16 protein-coding genes are annotated in these 16,994 nt (G+C 71.4%); 8 read left to right on the top strand and 8 right to left on the bottom strand.

Going from position 1 to position 16,994, the window contains the following annotated elements:
* Window positions 1-13: 13 nt before the first annotated feature.
* The 6 genes from glpR to galU form a co-directional block, all read right to left on the bottom strand.
* Window positions 14-1,276, bottom strand: coding sequence for a gephyrin-like molybdotransferase receptor GlpR (gene glpR, locus AB0A61_RS12305; RefSeq protein ID WP_361290224.1), 1,263 nt, complete (start codon window positions 1,274-1,276; stop codon window positions 14-16).
* Window positions 1,277-1,459: 183 nt separating this feature from the next.
* Complete coding sequence (locus AB0A61_RS12300) at window positions 1,460-2,155, bottom strand: GNAT family protein (protein ID WP_361290222.1); 696 nt, start codon at window positions 2,153-2,155, stop codon at window positions 1,460-1,462.
* A 20-nt stretch (window positions 2,156-2,175) separates the two neighbouring features.
* Window positions 2,176-2,748: a MogA/MoaB family molybdenum cofactor biosynthesis protein gene (locus AB0A61_RS12295; protein ID WP_361290219.1), complete on the bottom strand. Its 573-nt coding sequence runs from the start codon at window positions 2,746-2,748 to the stop codon at window positions 2,176-2,178.
* A complete protein-coding gene (moaC, locus tag AB0A61_RS12290) occupies window positions 2,745-3,224 on the bottom strand; it encodes a cyclic pyranopterin monophosphate synthase MoaC (protein ID WP_361290216.1) in 480 nt (159 codons plus the stop codon). Before moaC ends, AB0A61_RS12295 begins: the two co-directional genes overlap by 4 nt.
* A gap of 85 nt (window positions 3,225-3,309) precedes the next feature.
* The gene (gene glp, locus AB0A61_RS12285; RefSeq protein WP_361290213.1) at window positions 3,310-4,632 is read right to left on the bottom strand and encodes a gephyrin-like molybdotransferase Glp; all 1,323 of its coding nucleotides are present in this window, start codon (window positions 4,630-4,632) and stop codon (window positions 3,310-3,312) included.
* Between the two features lie 5 nt (window positions 4,633-4,637).
* Window positions 4,638-5,564 (bottom strand): UTP--glucose-1-phosphate uridylyltransferase GalU, encoded by a 927-nt coding sequence (gene galU, locus AB0A61_RS12280; RefSeq protein WP_361290210.1) that lies wholly within the window; start codon window positions 5,562-5,564, stop codon window positions 4,638-4,640.
* 157 nt (window positions 5,565-5,721) lie between these two features.
* Here galU and AB0A61_RS12275 point away from each other — a divergent pair, with 157 nt between their 5' ends.
* Window positions 5,722-6,315, top strand: coding sequence for a 5-formyltetrahydrofolate cyclo-ligase (locus AB0A61_RS12275; RefSeq protein ID WP_361290806.1), 594 nt, complete (start codon window positions 5,722-5,724; stop codon window positions 6,313-6,315).
* A 73-nt stretch (window positions 6,316-6,388) separates the two neighbouring features.
* On the opposite strand, the gene AB0A61_RS12270 is transcribed toward AB0A61_RS12275, so the two are convergent.
* Window positions 6,389-9,229 carry a penicillin acylase family protein gene (locus AB0A61_RS12270; protein ID WP_361290207.1) on the bottom strand — a complete coding sequence of 947 codons (2,841 nt, stop codon included), beginning with the start codon at window positions 9,227-9,229 and terminating at the stop codon, window positions 6,389-6,391.
* Window positions 9,230-9,486: 257 nt separating this feature from the next.
* On the opposite strand from AB0A61_RS12270, the gene AB0A61_RS12265 reads away from it, so the two are divergent.
* From AB0A61_RS12265 to mscL, 6 genes are all read left to right on the top strand, one after another.
* A complete protein-coding gene (locus AB0A61_RS12265; RefSeq protein ID WP_361290803.1) occupies window positions 9,487-10,998 on the top strand; it encodes a potassium/proton antiporter in 1,512 nt (503 codons plus the stop codon).
* 335 nt (window positions 10,999-11,333) lie between these two features.
* Window positions 11,334-12,629 (top strand): MFS transporter, encoded by a 1,296-nt coding sequence (locus AB0A61_RS12260; RefSeq protein ID WP_361290204.1) that lies wholly within the window; start codon window positions 11,334-11,336, stop codon window positions 12,627-12,629.
* Between the two features lie 67 nt (window positions 12,630-12,696).
* The gene (locus tag AB0A61_RS12255) at window positions 12,697-13,008 is read left to right on the top strand and encodes an FmdB family zinc ribbon protein (RefSeq protein ID WP_361290201.1); all 312 of its coding nucleotides are present in this window, start codon (window positions 12,697-12,699) and stop codon (window positions 13,006-13,008) included.
* A gap of 192 nt (window positions 13,009-13,200) precedes the next feature.
* The gene (locus tag AB0A61_RS12250) at window positions 13,201-14,034 is read left to right on the top strand and encodes an S-methyl-5'-thioadenosine phosphorylase (RefSeq protein WP_361290198.1); all 834 of its coding nucleotides are present in this window, start codon (window positions 13,201-13,203) and stop codon (window positions 14,032-14,034) included.
* A 333-nt stretch (window positions 14,035-14,367) separates the two neighbouring features.
* Window positions 14,368-14,904, top strand: a complete 537-nt coding sequence (locus AB0A61_RS12245) for a hypothetical protein (RefSeq protein WP_361290800.1) — start codon at window positions 14,368-14,370, stop codon at window positions 14,902-14,904.
* A gap of 57 nt (window positions 14,905-14,961) precedes the next feature.
* Complete coding sequence (gene mscL, locus AB0A61_RS12240; protein WP_361290195.1) at window positions 14,962-15,420, top strand: large conductance mechanosensitive channel protein MscL; 459 nt, start codon at window positions 14,962-14,964, stop codon at window positions 15,418-15,420.
* A gap of 40 nt (window positions 15,421-15,460) precedes the next feature.
* On the opposite strand, the gene AB0A61_RS12235 is transcribed toward mscL, so the two are convergent.
* Window positions 15,461-15,631, bottom strand: coding sequence for a hypothetical protein (locus AB0A61_RS12235; RefSeq protein ID WP_361290192.1), 171 nt, complete (start codon window positions 15,629-15,631; stop codon window positions 15,461-15,463).
* A gap of 74 nt (window positions 15,632-15,705) precedes the next feature.
* Between AB0A61_RS12235 and AB0A61_RS12230 the strand changes: the two genes are divergently transcribed.
* On the top strand, window positions 15,706-16,944 hold the full coding sequence (locus AB0A61_RS12230; protein WP_361290189.1) for a low temperature requirement protein A: 1,239 nt from the start codon (window positions 15,706-15,708) through the stop codon (window positions 16,942-16,944).
* Window positions 16,945-16,994 lie beyond the last annotated feature (50 nt).

The raw sequence follows: 16,994 nt of genomic DNA, 5'->3' as shown, positions 1-16,994 counted from the left end.
AGGGCTCGCGGGACTACTCGTTGGCCGCCCGGGGCCGGTCCCCGTCCTCGTACTGATCGAACAGCGGCGTCCGGCCGCGCTCGCGCGAGCGGCGGGCCGAGGCGGCGCGCCGGGCGTCGCTCCGGTCGCCCGCGGCCGGCCGGTCCTCCGCGCCCGGGTGCGACGGCGGCTCCGCCGCCGCCCCGTCCCGCGCGGCGGCGGCCGGCTCCTGCTCCGGCACGGCGGCGCTGGACCGTGCCGAGCTCCAGGCGTCCGGTGCCCCGAGGTCCACGTCGGAGGTGGCCCGCGGAGCGACCGGCGCGGTCACGTACGTCGGCAGCGGCACCGGCACCGGGTCCCAGCTGTCGCCGTGCCCGGGACGGCGCTGCCGCTCGCGCTGCTGATCGACCCACTCGGCGTGGTCGGTCTGCTCCACCAGGGCGCGCCGGTCGGCGGCGAGCGCGGACAGCCCCGGGTCCGACTCCGTCTCGGGTACCGCGTCCGGCGCGTAAGCGGCGGGGTCCGCCGGGGCACGGCGGCGCGGTGGGCGCTCGCCTTCGCGCAGCCGCTGCGCGGCGGCCTCGGCACGGCGGCGGTCCATGTGGAAGGCGAAGCGACGGCGCTCCTGGGCCCGCAGATAGGCGATGTACGCGCTGAGCAGCACGGCCGGTACGCCCGGTGCCCACAGGAACGCGAGGCCGCCGACGGCCGCGACGATCGCCCCCAGGGTGAAGGTGAGGAAGAGCATGACGGTGGTGCGCCTGCGGCGCGCGAGCACCTTCGAGCGCTGGGCGCGCGCCGCGGCCGCCTCTGCGCCGGGCGCACGCCGGGCGGCGGGCACCCGCTTGCGCTCCGGTGGCACGGGGGGCTCGGCGGACCCGGACGCCGGGGCCGGGACCCTCGCCGCCGGCCTGCCCGCCGGGTCGCCCACCGCCTCCGGCCGGTCCGGTGCCGGAGCCCGGTCGGGCACCTGGTCCCGGTCCTGCGCCTGGGCCGGTACCCGCTCGCGCACCTGCGGACGGGTCGGCGGCACGGCGAAGGCCCGGACGTCCACCGAGTCGGTGACGACGTCCGGTTCCCCGGCGTCCGGCTCCCCCTCCTCGGCGGAGCGCGCCCGCAGGTCCCTGGCGTACCGGCGCTCCATTCCCGCCCGTCCGGACAGCAACCGGATGGCCGTGCTGAAGCGTTCCGTCGGACGGGCCTCATTCAGCTCGTCCTGCCTACGGAGCCACATCGGCACCAAGTAGGCGGCCCAGGCCCCGACAATGACTGCGTAGATGAGGCCGCTGCTGCTCACGCCTCACACGGTAGAGGGGTTTGCGTGAGGCCATCTGCCAATTGGGCCGGTGTGTCGCACGATCTGGCTGATATTTCGAACTTTTTTTGTGACCCATGCGATCAGCAGGCCGTCAAGGTTGCGAATTCAATGCACCCGAGACGATCACGCGCAGATGCGTGGCCGCCAATTTCGAACATGTATTCAATTTCCGGGCTGCGCGGGATTCCCGCCGGTGTTCTGCCGGTCGCGGGTGCCGCCGTACTCGGTGGCGGCCGGGTCCGGCTGGGCGGAGGGCGTGCTGCGCGCCCGCTGCGCCCGCGTCCGCCGCCAGCGGCTCAGCAGGCCGTCCGGCACCTCCTCCGCGGTGAGCGCGAAGACCAGGTGATCGCGCCAGGCCCCGTCGATGTGCAGATAACGCGGCCTGAGGCCCTCCTCGCGGAATCCGAGTTTCTCCACGACCCGGCGGCTCGGCCGGTTCTCCGGGCGAATGCAGACCTCGATGCGGTGCAGTCCGACCGTGCGGAAACAGTGGTCCACGACGAGCGCCACGGCCGTCGGCATGACCCCGCGGCCGGCCACCGCCTGGTCCACCCAGTAACCGATGTGCCCGGAGCACATCGAGCCCCAGGTGATCCCGGCGACCGTCAACTGTCCGACCACCTGGCCCTCGTACTCGATGACGAACGGCAGCATCCGGCCCGCGTGCGCCTCGGAGCGCAGGTACCGGACCATCTGGCGGTAGGTCGGCCGGTGCGCGATCGGACCGGTCGGCGTGGGCGGCGGAATGGTCGCCTCCCAGGGCCTGAGCCAGTCCCGGTTGCGCCGGTTCACCTCGCGCCAGACGCGCTGGTCGCGCAGCCTTATCGGCCGGAGGACGACATCGCCCTCCGCGAGCACGACGGGCCAGGATGGGCTGTTCAGCTCGCACCCCCACGTCTGGAGTGGTCCTCGCCGACGTGCGCCGTCGCGTCGCCGGGCCCGGGGTGGTCGCCGCCCCGGAGCTGGTCGACGGCGTGCGTCAACAAGGGCTCCAGGACGGCCAGTCCGTCCCGTACCCCGCCGGTGGAGCCCGGCAGGTTCACGATCAGCGTCCGTGCGGCCACGCCGGCCAGCCCCCGGGAGAGCGCGGCGGTCGGCACCTTCTGCAGTCCGAACGCCCTGATGGCCTCCGCAATGCCCGGCACCTCGCGGTCGATCACGCGGCGGGTCGCCTCGGGGGTGCGGTCGGTGGGTGAGATGCCGGTGCCGCCGGTGGTGACAACGACGTCGTACCCGGCCCCGACCGCGGCACGCAGCGCGGCCTCCACCGGGTCGCCGTCGGGGACGACCTGGGGCCCGTCGACGGCGAACCCGCAGCGCCTGAGTCCGTCGGCGATCAGCGGACCGCCCTTGTCCGCGTAGACGCCCGCGGCGGCCCGGTTGGACGCGGTCACCACGAGCGCGCGGTAGGGCGCGCCCGGCGCGCCGCCGATCGAGTCGTCCCGTGTCACGTCCGGCTCCAGTCGCCCGACTTGCCGCCCGTCTTCTCCTCCACCCGTACGTCCGTGATGACCGCCCCCTTGTCGACCGCCTTCACCATGTCGATCACGGTGAGCGCGGCGACGGAGACCGCGGTGAGCGCCTCCATCTCCACGCCCGTGCGGTCCGTCGTCTTCACGGTGGCGAGGATCTCCACGGCGTCGTCCGCGACCGACAGATCCAGTTTCACACCCGACAGCGACAGCGGGTGGCACAGCGGGATCAGGTCCGGGGTGCGCTTGGCGCCCATGATGCCCGCGATCCGCGCGGTGGCGAGGGCGTCGCCCTTCGGGACCCCTTCCCCGCGCAGCAGCTCGACCACGCGGGGGGAGACCAGGACGCGGCCGCTGGCGCGGGCGGTGCGCGCGGTCACGTCCTTGCCGGATACGTCGACCATGCGGGCCGCGCCCGCGTCGTCGAGGTGCGTCAGTCGGTCCTGCGTACTCATGGTGTGGCGCTCCCGGTCCGGGGGCCCGTCGCGGTGCGGCGCACGGGCCTGCTGTGCGCGACACGGTACCGCCAACCAGGGGCGCTCAGCCGAGCAGGACCACCTCGACCTCGGTGCCCGGCTCGACGGACTCGGCGCCCTCGGGGACGACGATCAGCGCGTCGGCGTGCGCGAGGGCCGCGACCAGATGGGATCCGGCGCCGCCGACGGGCGTCACCTCACCGTCGGCGTACTTCCCGCGCAGGAACTGCCGGCGCCCCTTCGGCGAGCTCAGCGCCTTGTCCGCGACCAGGGCCGCCCGGGCCCTCGGGCGGTGGAGGTCCGCCAGGCCCATCAGGGCGCGGATGGCGGGGCGGACGAACAGTTCGAAGGAGACGTACGAGGAGACCGGGTTGCCGGGCAGGGCCAGCAGCGGGATGTGGTCGGGGCCGACGACGCCGAAGCCCTGGGGCTTGCCGGGCTGCATGGCGAGCTTGCGGAACTCCACGCCGCTGCCCGCCTCGTCCTCGTCGCCGACGTGCGACAGCGCCTCCTTGACGACGTCGTACGCCCCGACGCTCACTCCGCCGGTGGTGACCATCAGGTCGGCCCGGACCAGCTGGTCCTCGATGGTGGACCGCAGGGTCTCCGCGTCGTCGGCGACCGCGCCCACCCGGTAGGCGATCGCGCCGGCGTCCCGGGCGGCCGCGGTCAGCGCGAAGCTGTTGGAGTCGTAGATCTGGCCCCGGCCGAGCTGCTCGTCCGGCTGGACCAGCTCGCTGCCGGTGGACAGCACCACCACACGCGGGCGCGGGCGCACCCGGACCGTGCCGCGCCCGATCGCGGCGAGCAGCGCGATCTGCGGTGGCCCGAGGACGGTCCCGGCCTCGAGGGCGCGGTCGCCGGCCCGCACGTCGCTGCCCTCGGCCCGCACATGCGCGCGTGCCTCGGCCGGCCGGTGCACGCGCACGTGCCCACTGGCGCCCTCCGGGGACAGGCTGCGGGCGCGCATCCCGCTGACCGGGCCCTCGCCGAGGCCGCCGTCCGTCCACTCCACCGGGACGACGGTCTCCGCGCCCGGCGGCAGCGGGGCGCCGGTCATGATGCGGACGGCCTGCCCCGGCCCCACCCGGACCGCATGGGCCGCACCGGCCGCGACGTCCCCGACGACCTCGAGGACGGCCGGGAACTCCTCGCTCGCGCCCGCGACGTCCGTGACCCGCACCGCGTACCCGTCCATGGAGCTGTTGTCGAACGGCGGCAGGGAGACCGGCACCGTGACGTCGTCGACCAGGACGCAGCCCTGGGCGTCGAGCAGGTTCAGCTCGATGGGTTCCAGGGGGTGGACGGTGGTGAGGATGTCCTCCAGGTGCTCGTCCACCGACCACAGGTGGTCCGGGTCGGCGGTGCGGGTCACGGCGCTGCTCAACGTCGTTACATCTCCTCGGCTACGTACTTCTGAAGCCAGGTCCGGAAGTCCGGGCCCAAGTCTTCACGTTCGCACGCGAGTCTGACAATGGCACGCAGGTAGTCGCCACGGTCACCGGTGTCATAGCGGCGGCCCTTGAAGACGACGCCGTGCACCGGGCCGCCGGTCCTCTCCTCGGCGGTGGTCGCCGAGGCGTGCGCCTGCGCGAGTTGCTGCAGGGCGTCGGTGAGCTGGATCTCGCCGCCGCGGCCCGGCTCGGTGGTGCGCAGGATGCCGAAGATGTGCGGGTCGAGGACGTACCGGCCGATGATGGCGTAGTTCGAGGGGGCCTCCGCCGCGTCCGGCTTCTCGACCAGGCCGGTCACCTGGACGACGTCGCTGTCCTCGGTGGTCGCCACGGCCGCGCAGCCGTAGAGGTGGATCTGCTCGGGCGCGACCTCCATGAGCGCGACGACGCTCCCGCCGTACTGCTCCTGGACCTCGATCATCCGCCGGAGCAGCGGGTCGCGCGGGTCGATCAGGTCGTCGCCGAGGAGGACGGCGAAGGGCTCGTGGCCGACGTGCGGGGCCGCGCAGAGCACGGCGTGTCCCAGACCTCTGGGGTCGCCCTGGCGGACGTAGTGCATGGTCGCGAGGTCGCTGGACTCCCTGACCTTGGCGAGCCGCTTGCCGTCGCCCTTCTTCTCCAGGGCCGACTCCAGCTCGTAGTTACGGTCGAAGTGGTCCTCCAGAGGCCGTTTGTTGCGGCCCGTGACCATGAGGACGTCGTCCAGACCCGCGGCGACGGCCTCCTCGACCACGTACTGGATCGCCGGCTTGTCCACGACCGGCAGCATCTCCTTGGGAGTGGCCTTGGTGGCCGGCAGGAACCGGGTGCCCAAGCCTGCTGCGGGGATGACAGCCTTGCTGATCCGGAAGTGCGACTGAGTCATGAACGCAACCCTATCCGTTGCCTTTGCGGTGAATCTGTCACTCCGGTTAATTGGGCTATGGGCGTGTATACGGGCACATACAGCACATACAGCACATACCGAAGGAAACGGAACGACCTTGAGTCACATCGGACGCGCGGCCGAGCCTGACAAGCGGATGTTGCGGCGAGGCTTCCTCGCGGTGAGGAACAGGTTGACCGTGGACGACGTGCGGGAGGCCGCGACCGCGCTCGCCGAGCGCGCCCTGGGGCTGCCCGAGCTGGCACGGGCACGCACGGTCGCCGCGTACGTCTCCGTCGAGAGCGAACCGGGAACGCTCGCCCTGCTCGACGCGCTGCACGCGCGGGGCGTGCGCGTCCTGCTCCCGGTACTGCTGCCGGACCACGACCTGGACTGGGGCGCGTACACCGGGGAGGGCTCCCTCGGACGCGTGCAACACGGCGGGAAAATGGCGCTGTTCGAACCCATCGGCGAGCATCTCGGCCCGGACGCGGTGACGGCCGCCGACGTCGTTCTGCTGCCGGGGCTCGCCGTGGATGCGCGCGGCATGCGGCTGGGGCGCGGCGGCGGGTCGTACGACCGGGTCCTGGCGCGGCTGGCGGACGCGGGCGCACATCCCGCGCTCGTGATGCTCCTGTACGACTCCGAGGTCGTCGAACGGGTGCCTGAGGAACCGCACGACCGGCCGGTGCACGTGGTGGTGACGCCGTCGGGGGTGCGCCGCTTCACGGACCACCCGGACGACGGCTGACCTCGCGGTCATGCGCCGAAGGGCCCTGCACGCGCGCGTGCAGGGCCCTTCGGCAAAGGTGCGGTCGGCCCGCTCAGGGCTTCAGGACCAGCGTGTCGCTCGTGCTCTTGTCGACCGCGTTCGCCGAGAAGGACCACGACAGCAGCTCGCCCTTGGCCCACATGTCCGTCTGGTCCGTGTAGTGGGCGCTGAAGGCGTGCCCGGAGGCACCCGTCAGGTTGATCCACCTGGACTTGTCGAGGTCGGCGAGGTTGACCACCATCCGCATCGAGGGCACCCACACGACGCCGTACCCGCCTGCGGCGTTCCACCCCGAGGCGTTGACCGTGGCCTCACCGCCGCTGAGCTTCCAGGGGCCGCGGTTGAGGACGTACTTCAGGAAGCCCGGCCCGTCGGTGCCCAGGGTCTGGTTCTTCAGGAACAGCCGGTGCAGGCGGCCCCAGCTCCAGGTGTCGATGTCCTTGCCGAGCTTGGCGGTCAGCTCCCAGCGCGCGTCGATCATGGCGCGCTTGAACAGCTCGTCCCGGTTGTCGGCCTTGGGCCGGGTGCCCGAGGCCGGCGTCTTCCACCAGTCGCTGTCCGGCTGGTCCACGAGGGTGCGGACCACCTCGAACCAGCGGTCGCCGCCGTCCGGCTGGGCCTGGTCGGCGTCCCGCTCACCGCACTCGCGCACCGGCTTGGCCTCGTCCACCGGGCCGGTGTTGTCGGCGGGTGCGACCCACAGGCACTGCCCCTTGACGCGCAGTTCCTTGGGCAGCTTGTTGCCGAAGGCCAGCTTGAGGATGTTGCGCCAGACCGCGTTGAAGTAGGCGGCCGCCGCCGAGTCGGCGTCCTGGGTGTAGTCCCACCCCTCGAGCAGCTTCTGCGCCTGGCGGACGTCCTTGTCCCCGATGTCGATCTTCAGCAGCTTGGGCACGAGCAGCTTGGCGATCTCGCTGCTGCTGTCCAGCTGCATCTGGCGCAGGTCCTCGGTGGAGATCTTGCCGCCGCCGTCGATCTTCGACTGGATCAGGTCGGTGATCCGCTGGCTGCGGGTGCCGTAGCCCCAGTCCGTGGTGAGCGTGTAGGGGTACTTGTCCGGGTCGACGACGGCCTGGTTGGCGGTGACGATGTAGCCGCGCTTGGGGTTGTACTCGTAGGGCAGCTCGTCCTGCTTGAGGTAACCGGTCCAGTCGTACCTGGAGTCCCAGCCCGGGGCCGGGACTGAACCGTCGTCGTTCTTCGCGCGCGCGGGGATGCGGCCCGGCAGCGTGTAACCGATGTTGTCGCCGGTGTCGGCGTAGATCAGGTTCTGCGAGGGCACGTCGAAGAGCGCGGCCGCGGCGCGGAAGTCGCTCCAGTTCTTCGCCCTGTCGATGGCGAAGACGGAGTCCATGGTGGTGCCCGGCTCCAGCGCGGTCCACTTCAGGGCGATGGCGTAGCCGTCGCCGCGGTCCGGCGCCGCGCTGTTCACCTGGGCCTTCTTGCCGACCTTCACGAGCTCGTCGTCGCGGTCGGACAGCAGGGGGCCGTTGTTGGTCTCACGGACGACGATCGTCTTGGACGCGCCGCCGGTGACCTTGATGGTCTCCTCGCGGCTCTTGAAGGGCACGGTCTTGTTGTCACGCAGATAGCCGTCACCGCTGAGCTTCTCCAGGTACAGATCGGTGACGTCGACCCCGGAATTGGTCATGCCCCAGGCGATGGTCTGGTTGTGGCCGATCACCACGCCCGGCATGCCCGCGAAGGTGTAGCCGGTCACGTCGTACGGGCACGAGCTGGAGACGGCGCGGCAGTGCAGGCCCATCTGGTACCAGACCGACGGCAGCGAGGCCGACAGATGCGGGTCGTTGGCCAGGAGCGGCTTGCCGGTGATGGTGTACTTCCCGGCCACCACCCAGGAGTTGGAGCCGATGCCGTTGCCGTTCACGCCGACGGCCGTGGGCAGGTTCTCCATGACGTCGTGCAGGCCCATCAGCTGACCCTGCAGGCCCGAGCCGGAACCGGTCGAGCCGGATCCGCCGGTCGCGCCCGTCGTACGGGTCGTCCCCTTGGTGCCCCTGGTGCCGGTCGTCCCCGTCGAGGTGCCGGTGGATCCGGTGGATCCCGTCGTGCCCGCCGAGGTGCCGGTGCCGCTCGAGCCGCCGCTCGCCTCGAACGACTTGGTGAGCGCGCTGTACTGGCCCTCCGTGATTATCGCCTTGTTGCGGCTGTACGGGTAGTCGGGGTACAGGTCCTTGATCTGCTTGGGGCCGAGGCGGCTGGCCATCAGGGCGCGGTCGATCTCGTCCTGCATGTTGCCGCGCAGGTCCCAGGCCATCGCCTTCAGCCAGGAGACGGAGTCGACGGGTGTCCACTCGGTCGGCTTGTAGTCGTTGGTGAAGCCCAGGGCCGCGTACTCCAGGGAGATGTCCTCGGCGTCCTTGCCCTTGAGGTAGGCGTTGACCCCCTTGGCGTACGCCTGGAGGTACTTCTTGGTGGAGGCAGACAGCTTCTTGTCGTACTCCTCCTGGGCGACCCGGTCCCAGCCCAGGGTGCGCAGGAACTCGTCGTTCTTGACCTGGCTCGCGCCGAACATCTCCGACAGGCGCCCGGAGGTCATGTGCCGGCGCACGTCCATCTCGTAGAACCGGTCCTGCGCCTGGACGAAGCCCTGCGCCATGAACAGGTCCTCGGGGGACGCCGCGTAGATCTGCGGGATGCCGTTGCCGTCGCGCTTGACGTCCACCGGCCCCGACAGGCCCTCGAGCGTGATGGAACCCTTGGTCTGGGGGAACGAGGCGCGGACCGTGCTGATGGACCAGTACGCCCCGTAGGCGATACCGCCGATGATGGCCAGAACCAGAACGAGCACGACCAGTCGGGCTTTTCGCCCCTTCTTCCTGCCGGACTTGCCGGGCTGCTGACCCGATGACGCGGTGGTGTTGGGGGGCATCGCTGTCCTTGCTGTCCTAACGCGAGCGGCAGGCGGTACTGGAGTGCTGGAGCAACCATAGGCGCAGGGCCCGGTACCCCTTGACGCGGAGTCGGGTTCAGGCGGGGACGGACGTTCGATCTTGCCCCCTCAAGCGTCAAGAAAGCGTCAAGAGTTAGGTAAGGTAACGAAGTACTTGGGTTCGGCCTGCCGCAGCCCCGGGTCTTGTACGTGCGCTTTCGTGCCTGCCGCACGCAAGCCAGAGAAGGGAACCGCCGCTGACTATTCATCATCTCGACCAGCTTCTGCTCGTCTGCTCGATCGTCCTGCTCGTGGCCGTGGCAGCGGTCCGGATCTCCTCGCGCAGCGGGCTCCCCAGCCTGCTCGTCTACCTGGGGATCGGCGTCGTCATGGGCCAGGACGGCGTCGGCGGCATCCACTTCAACAACACCGAACTGACCCAGGTCATCGGATACGCGGCCCTGGTCGTGATCCTGGCCGAGGGCGGTCTCGGCACGAAGTGGAAGGAGGTGGGGCCGGTCCTGCCGGCCGCCGCCACACTGGCGCTGGTCGGGGTCGCGGTGAGCGTGGGGATCACGGCGGCGGGCGCCCACTACCTCATCGGGCTGGACTGGCGGCCGGCGCTCATCATCGGGGCGGTCGTGTCCTCGACGGACGCGGCGGCCGTCTTCTCGGTGCTGCGCCGCGTGCCCCTCCCCGCGCGCGTGACGGGCACGCTGGAGGCGGAGTCCGGCTTCAACGACGCCCCGGTGGTCATCCTCGTCCTCGCCTTCACCAAGGCGGGCCCCTTCGAACACTGGTACGTACTGGTGGGCACCATAGCCCTGGAGCTGGCCATCGGCGCGGCCATCGGCGTCGCGGTGGGCTGGCTCGGCTCATGGGGGCTCAGGCACGTGGCGCTCCCCGCCTCCGGCCTCTACCCCATCGCCGTCATGGCGATCGCCGTGGCCGCCTACGCCGCCGGCGCGCTGGCGCACGGCAGCGGCTTCCTGGCCGTCTACCTGGCCTCGGTGGTGCTCGGCAACGCGAAGCTGCCGCACTGGCCCGCCACGCGCGGCTTCGCCGAAGGGGTCGGCTGGATCGCCCAGATCGGCATGTTCGTCCTGCTCGGCCTGCTGGTCACCCCGCACGACCTGGGCGACGACGTGTGGCCCGCGCTCGTCATCGGCCTGGTGCTGACCATGGTGGCGCGGCCGCTGAGCGTGGTGGCCAGCCTGACGCCGTTCCGCGTGCCGTGGCAGGAGCAGGCCCTGATGTCCTGGGCCGGGCTGCGCGGCGCCGTGCCCATCATCCTGGCGACGATCCCCATGGTGAACGGCGTCGACGCGAGCCGGCGCATCTTCAACATCGTCTTCGTACTGGTCGTCGTCTACACCCTGGTCCAGGGTCCGACCCTGCCGTGGCTCGCCCGCTGGCTGGACCTGGGCGAGGGCCCCGAGGCCGCCGACCTCGGCATCGAGTCCGCGCCCCTGGAGCGACTGCGCGGCCATCTGCTGTCCGTGACCATCCCGGAGGGATCGCGGATGCACGGCGTGGAGGTCAATGAGCTGCGGCTGCCCGCCGGGTCGGCCGTCACCCTCGTCGTCCGCGAAGGAAAATCGTTTGTGCCGCTTCCCGCGACCGTCCTGCGACGCGGCGACGAGCTGCTCGTGGTGGCCACCGATCCGGTCCGGGAGGCGGCGGAGAAGCGGCTGCGCGCGGTCGGCCGGGGCGGAAAGCTGGCGAGTTGGCTGGGCACCGACGGCGCCGGGGCGGGCGGCCGTCATTAGCCGTCATCAGCCGTCATCAGCCGTCATCAGCCGTCATCAGTCGACATCAGCCGACGTAAAGACCACGTTTCGCACGATTCACACCCCCCGTAATCGCAGGCGAACGCCGGAGAGTATGCCGATCTTCACAGGTGCACGCGCCAATCCCCCTGTACGATGAAGGCGCACTTTGATCGAACCAACTCTGCCTGACGCAGAGCTGGCGCGACCGTATGGCGGCCAGTCGCCCCCCGCAGTGGGCGCCGGTATCTACCGCAGTCCGCGCAAGAGGACAGCTCTCGGCGCCCGGACCCTCGACGGGGCCCGCGCTACCAGGCGGCAGAAAGGCACGGGCCGTGGGATCCACGGTCACCACCGACGAACCGGCGAAGACCTCGACGGCTTCCTCCCGCCCGGGATACGGGCAGCTGCTGCGCACCCGCGGCGCCTGGACGTTCCTGCTCCCCGGCTTCACGGCGCGCCAGCCGTTCGCGATGCTCACCCTCTCCATCGTGCTGCTCGTACAGCACACCACCGGCTCCTACGGCGCGGCCGGCGCCACCGCGGCCGTCACCGGTGTCTCCATGGCGCTGTTCGCGCCGTACAGCGGCCGGCTCGCCGACCGCTACGGACAGCGCGCCGTACTCGTCCCCGGCGTCCTGGTGCACACCCTTGCGGCCCTGACCCTGACGGCGCTCGCCCTGGCGCACGCCCCCCTGTGGGTCCTGTTCGCGGCGGCCGTACCGACCGGCGCCTCCGTGCCGCAGATCGGGCCCATGGTGCGCGCCCGCTGGGGCGTGACGCTCAAGGACTCACCGCTGATGACCACCGCGGCGGCCTTCGAGTCCGTCACGGACGAGCTGACCTTCGTCGTCGGCCCGCTGCTGGCCACCGCCCTGTGCACCGCCGTCGCCCCGGCCGCGGGTCTGGTCACCGAGGCCGCGCTGACCCTGGTCGGCGGCCTGCTCTTCGCCGCGCAGAAGCGCACCCAGCCGTCCGTCTCGGCCGACCGGCACGCGCGCGTGGAGCACGCCTCCGCCCTGCGCGTCCCCGGGGTGCGCGTGCTGGTGGTGACCTTCCTGGGCATCGGCTCCGTCTTCGGCGGCATGCAGGTCTCGCTGGCCGCCTTCACCGAGTCGATCGGCGAGCCGGGCCTCAACGGCGTCCTGTACGGGACCTTCGCCGCGGGCAACATGCTCTCCGGCGTCGTCTGCGGCGCCCTCGCCTGGAAGGTCGCCCCGCAGCGCCGTCTGGTCCTCGGCTACACGGCCCTGGCGCTGGCCGCCTCCGCCCTGTGGACCGCCCACTCGGTGCTGCTGCTGGCCGCGCTCGGCCTCCTGGTCGGCATGTGCATCGCGCCCGCGCTGATCACCGGCTACACGCTGGTCGAGAGCCTGGTCCCGGCCGGCGCCCGCACCGAGGCCTTCACCTGGCTCACGGGCGCGGTCGCGCTCGGCCAGGCGGCCGCCGTCACCGTCGCCGGGCAGCTGGAGGACCACCTCTGGGGCGGCGCCGGGTTCCTGGTGCCGATGGCCGGCACGGTGCTCGCCCTCGTGACCCTGGTGACCCTGCGGTCGCGGCTGACGGCCCGGCCGCGCAGCCGCACGGTCGCACGTGGCGTCGGTCACCGCGCCCCTGTGACAGTGGACTGATCCCAAGGAATACGTCACTATGGACCGTCGTTAGCACTCATTGAGTGAGAGTGCCAGGAGGAAGACAGTGCCGACCTATCAGTACCAGTGCACCGAGTGCGGCGAGGGCCTTGAGGCGGTGCAGAAGTTCACCGATGACGCCCTGACCGAGTGCCCCAGCTGTGGTGGCCGCCTGAAGAAGGTGTTCTCCGCGGTCGGCATTGTCTTCAAGGGCTCCGGCTTCTACCGCAACGACAGCCGCGGCTCCTCGTCCAGCAGCAGCCCGGCCTCTTCGTCGGCGACGTCGTCGAAGTCGTCGAGCTCCTCCTCGTCGTCGTCCGACTCCTCGGGCTCGAAGAGCTCGTCGTCCACGAGCTCGGCCGGCAGCTCCGCCGCCTGACCTTCCTTCCGCGGGGACCCTGCCGTCGTACTCCGGCAGGGTCTTCGGCGTTTCCGCGAGGGCACCCTTCGCTCGCCCCGTGGCAGCCGTATTCGCTGCCTCGCCGCGGTGGGTTCTTCTCTTTCCGCTGTGCGTTCTTCTCTTTCCGCTGCGGGTTCTTCGGCCCGTCCGCGGGCGGCTAGTGTGCTGGCCATGGCGAACGCAGAGATCGGTGTAATCGGCGGTTCCGGCTTCTACTCGTTCCTCGACGACGTGACCGAGATCCAGGTGGACACGCCGTACGGGTCGCCCAGCGACTCCCTCTTCCTCGGCGAGGTCGCCGGGCGGCGGGTCGCCTTCCTGCCCCGGCACGGCCGCGGCCACCACCTCCCGCCGCACCGCATCAACTACCGGGCCAACCTGTGGGCACTGCGCTCCGTGGGCGTGCGCCAGGTACTCGGCCCCTGCGCCGTGGGCGGCCTGCGACCCGAGTACGGGCCGGGCACGCTGCTCGTGCCGGACCAGTTCGTCGACCGTACGAAGTCCCGGGTGCAGACCTACTTCGACGGGCTGCCGCTGCCCGACGGCACCGTGCCGAACGTGGTGCACGTCTCGCTGGCCGACCCCTACTGCCCCACCGGACGGGCGGCCGCGCTCAAGGCGGCCCGCGGCCGGAACTGGGAACCCGTCGACGGCGGCACACTCGCCGTGGTGGAGGGGCCGCGCTTCTCGACACGTGCCGAATCGTTGTGGCACCAGGCACAGGGCTGGGCGGTGGTGGGCATGACCGGCCATCCCGAGGCGGCGCTCGCCCGGGAACTGGAGCTGTGCTACACCTCGCTCACGCTGGTCACCGACCTCGACGCGGGCGCCGAGACCGGCGAGGGCGTCTCGCACGAGGAGGTCCTGCAGGTGTTCGCGGCCAACGTGGAACGGCTGCGGGGCGTGCTCTTCGACGCGGTGGCCGCGCTGCCGACGGCCGAGGAGCGGGACTGCCTGTGCGCGAACGCGCTCGGCGGGATGGATCCGGGGTTCCCGCTGCCGTAACGGGCTGCGGCGGGGGATCCGGAGTGCCCACTGCCGTAACGGGCTGCGGCAAGGATCCGGAGTTGGCGTTGCCGTAGCGGCTGCGGCAGGGGCGGAAATTGCCGTTCGGGTGAGGGAGTTTTCCACAACCCGTCGGTAATGCACGGGCTCCGGCGGGCGCCGCCGCGAGGCGTCATCGTGGCATCGCAAGCCGATTCCACGCCGCAGGTGGTGATTCCCGTGTCCCTGTCCTCCCGCTCTCCGTCCTTCTCCCCCAGCTCTTCGCCGGTCTCTTCTCCCTCACCGGCGCCTCCCAGTCCCCTTTCGTGTCCACCGCTTTCGTGTCCACCGCCCATTTCGTCTCCGCCCGGGGCGGACGCGCCCGCCACCTGCCAGGTGCCGCACTTCGCGCCGGTGCGGGTGCGCGGCGGCCGGGGCCGGCTGCGTCGGCTCCTGCGGCACAGGAAGCGGGCCGTGGCGGCCGGGCTCGCCGTCACCGCGGCCGCCCTGGTGGCGGCGGGCCCGCGGGACGCGCCGGATGCGCCGCGCGGCGGCCGGGCCCGCGGGCATCCGCCGACGGCCGACCCGGCGCGGGAACGCCACGGCACGGACGGCGTGGACCTGGTGACCGCGCCCGTGCGGATCGCCGACGCGGCGACGGTCCGGCTGCTGCGGCCCGGCGACCGGGTCGACGTCATCGCGGCACAGGATCCGGCCGTGGGCGGTGAGGCCCGCGTCGTCGCGCGCGGAGCACGGGTGACCAAGGTGCCGGAGGCCGTGGACGACACGGCGGGGAGCGGGGCACTGGTCGCGCTCTCGGTGCCGCGCTCGACCGCGGCGCGCCTGGCCGGGGCGAGCGCGACGGCCAGGCTGGCGGTGACGCTGTGGTGAGCCGTAGGTTGCGGAGCTGTTTGTTCCACAACATGTACGACCGAGGAGGACCCCGCAGTGAGCGAGAAGAAGGACCCGAGCCTCTGGCACGGCTTCAAGGCCTTCCTGATGCGCGGGAACGTCGTCGATCTGGCAGTCGCGGTGGTGGTCGGCGCCGCCTTCAGCAACATCGTCAACTCGGTGGTGAAAGGTTTGATCAACCCCGTCGTCGGGGCGATCGGCACCAAGAACCTCGACCACTACAGCTCGTGCCTGAGCGCGCCGTGCAAGGGCGACCAGGGCATCCAGATATTTTGGGGTTCGGTACTCGGCGCCACTCTCCAGTTCCTGATCACCGCGGCGGTGGTCTACTTCCTGATGGTCCTGCCGATGGCCAGGTTCCTGGCACGTCAGGAGGCCCGCAGGAAGGCGAGGGAGGGCACCAACGAGGTCGCCCAGGTGACCGAGCTGGAGGTGCTCGAGCAGATCCGCGACGAGCTGGTCGCCCAGCGGAGCGGGGAACGCAGCGGACGGTAGCGTCGAACGGCGCGGCCACCGCCGGGTGGCACCGCGGGCTTCAGAGGTGGTGGGGCGGCTTCTCGTCGAGGAAGCGCTTCAGGTCGGAGGCGCTCTCGCCGTCCGTGCGCTCGCCCCACCCGCGGTCGGTGTCGTCCGTGGACTGCTGGTTCAGCGGGTCGTCGAAGATCAGTGCGCTCTTCGGGTCGCGCGGTTCGGGGGCGGTACTCATGACCCCAGGGTACGGTCCGCCGCCGACGCCACCGTCCCGGGCATTTCCGGCGGCTTTCTGCTGTGCTGGGAGCCATGACGTCCAGTTCCCAGCCGGGGCCCGGCTCCCCGGGCCCCGGGCCGGCCTCCCGCCCCCTGCGCCCACTGACCGCACGACGGCGCCACGAGGCGCACCGGGTCGCCTCGCCGCTGGAGCTCTTCTTCGACCTGTGCTTCGTGGTGGCCGTGGCGCAGGCGGGCGTGCAGCTGGTGCATGCCGTTGCGGAGGGGCATGCGGGCCACGGCATCCTGAACTACGCGATGCTGTTCTTCGCCATCTGGTGGGCCTGGATGAACTTCACCTGGTTCGCCTCGGCGTACGACAACGACGACGTGCTGTACCGGGTCGTCACCCTGGTGCAGATCGCCGGAGTGCTGGTGCTGGCCGCCGGGGTGTCCCAGGCGTTCGAGGGCCACGACTTCTTCGCGGTGTGGCTCGGCTACGTGATCATGCGGCTGGCGATGGCGTCCCAGTGGCTGCGGGTCGCGCGCTCGGCCGAGGGCCCGGAGAGGCGTATGGCCGTGCGGTACGCGGGCGGTGTGCTGCTGTGCCAGGTCGGCTGGCTGGGGCTGCTGCTCCTGCCGGCGTCCGCCCGGATGTGGGTGTTCCTGGTGATGGCGGCCGCGGAGCTGTGCGTGCCTCCGTACGCGGAGAAGGCGCGCGCCACCTCCTGGCATCCGCACCACATCGCCGAGCGGTACGGGCTGTTCACGCTGATCGTGCTGGGCGAAACCGTCTCGGCGGCGACGATCGCCGTGAAGTCGGGCATGGACGAGCACGAGGCGCTGGCCGAACTGCTGCCGATCGCGGCGGGCGGTCTGCTGATCGTCTTCTCGGCCTGGTGGATCTACTTCGTGGTGCCGATCCACGGGCATCTGCGCTCCAACCGGCAGGCGTTCCTGTGGGGATACGGCCACTACGTGATCTTCGCCGCCGTGGCGGCGATCGGCGCGGGCCTGGAGGTGGCCGTCGAGCAGGTCGTCGGCAAGACGCACCTGTCCACCCTGGCCGCCTCGGCCGCGGTGACCCTCCCGACGGCGCTGTATCTGCTCACCGTCTGGGCGTTGCACGCGCGGCACTTCAAGGCGGGCGCAGTCCAGCAGCTGGTGCTGCCCACGACCGCTCTGCTGGTGATCTGCTGCACCTTCCTGGGCGGCTGGTCGGTCCTCGTCTCAGGCCTGGTCTCGGCGCTCTCGGTGGCGGCCGGGGTGACGCTGGCCGCACGCACGGCAGCCCGGGAGAGCGGGGAGCAGGCCGCGGCGCCGGTCACCTGAGCGGCTGGGCCGGTCCGTGTCTGAGTGGGGTCCAGGGGGTGTCGTTTGGA

Origin of the sequence: Streptomyces sp. NPDC046197, from assembly GCF_040646295.1 — a bacterium.
Taxonomy (GTDB): domain Bacteria; phylum Actinomycetota; class Actinomycetes; order Streptomycetales; family Streptomycetaceae; genus Streptomyces.
The sequence above is the reverse complement of the archived record's forward strand: the minus strand, read 5'-3'. Positions and strand labels throughout refer to the sequence as shown.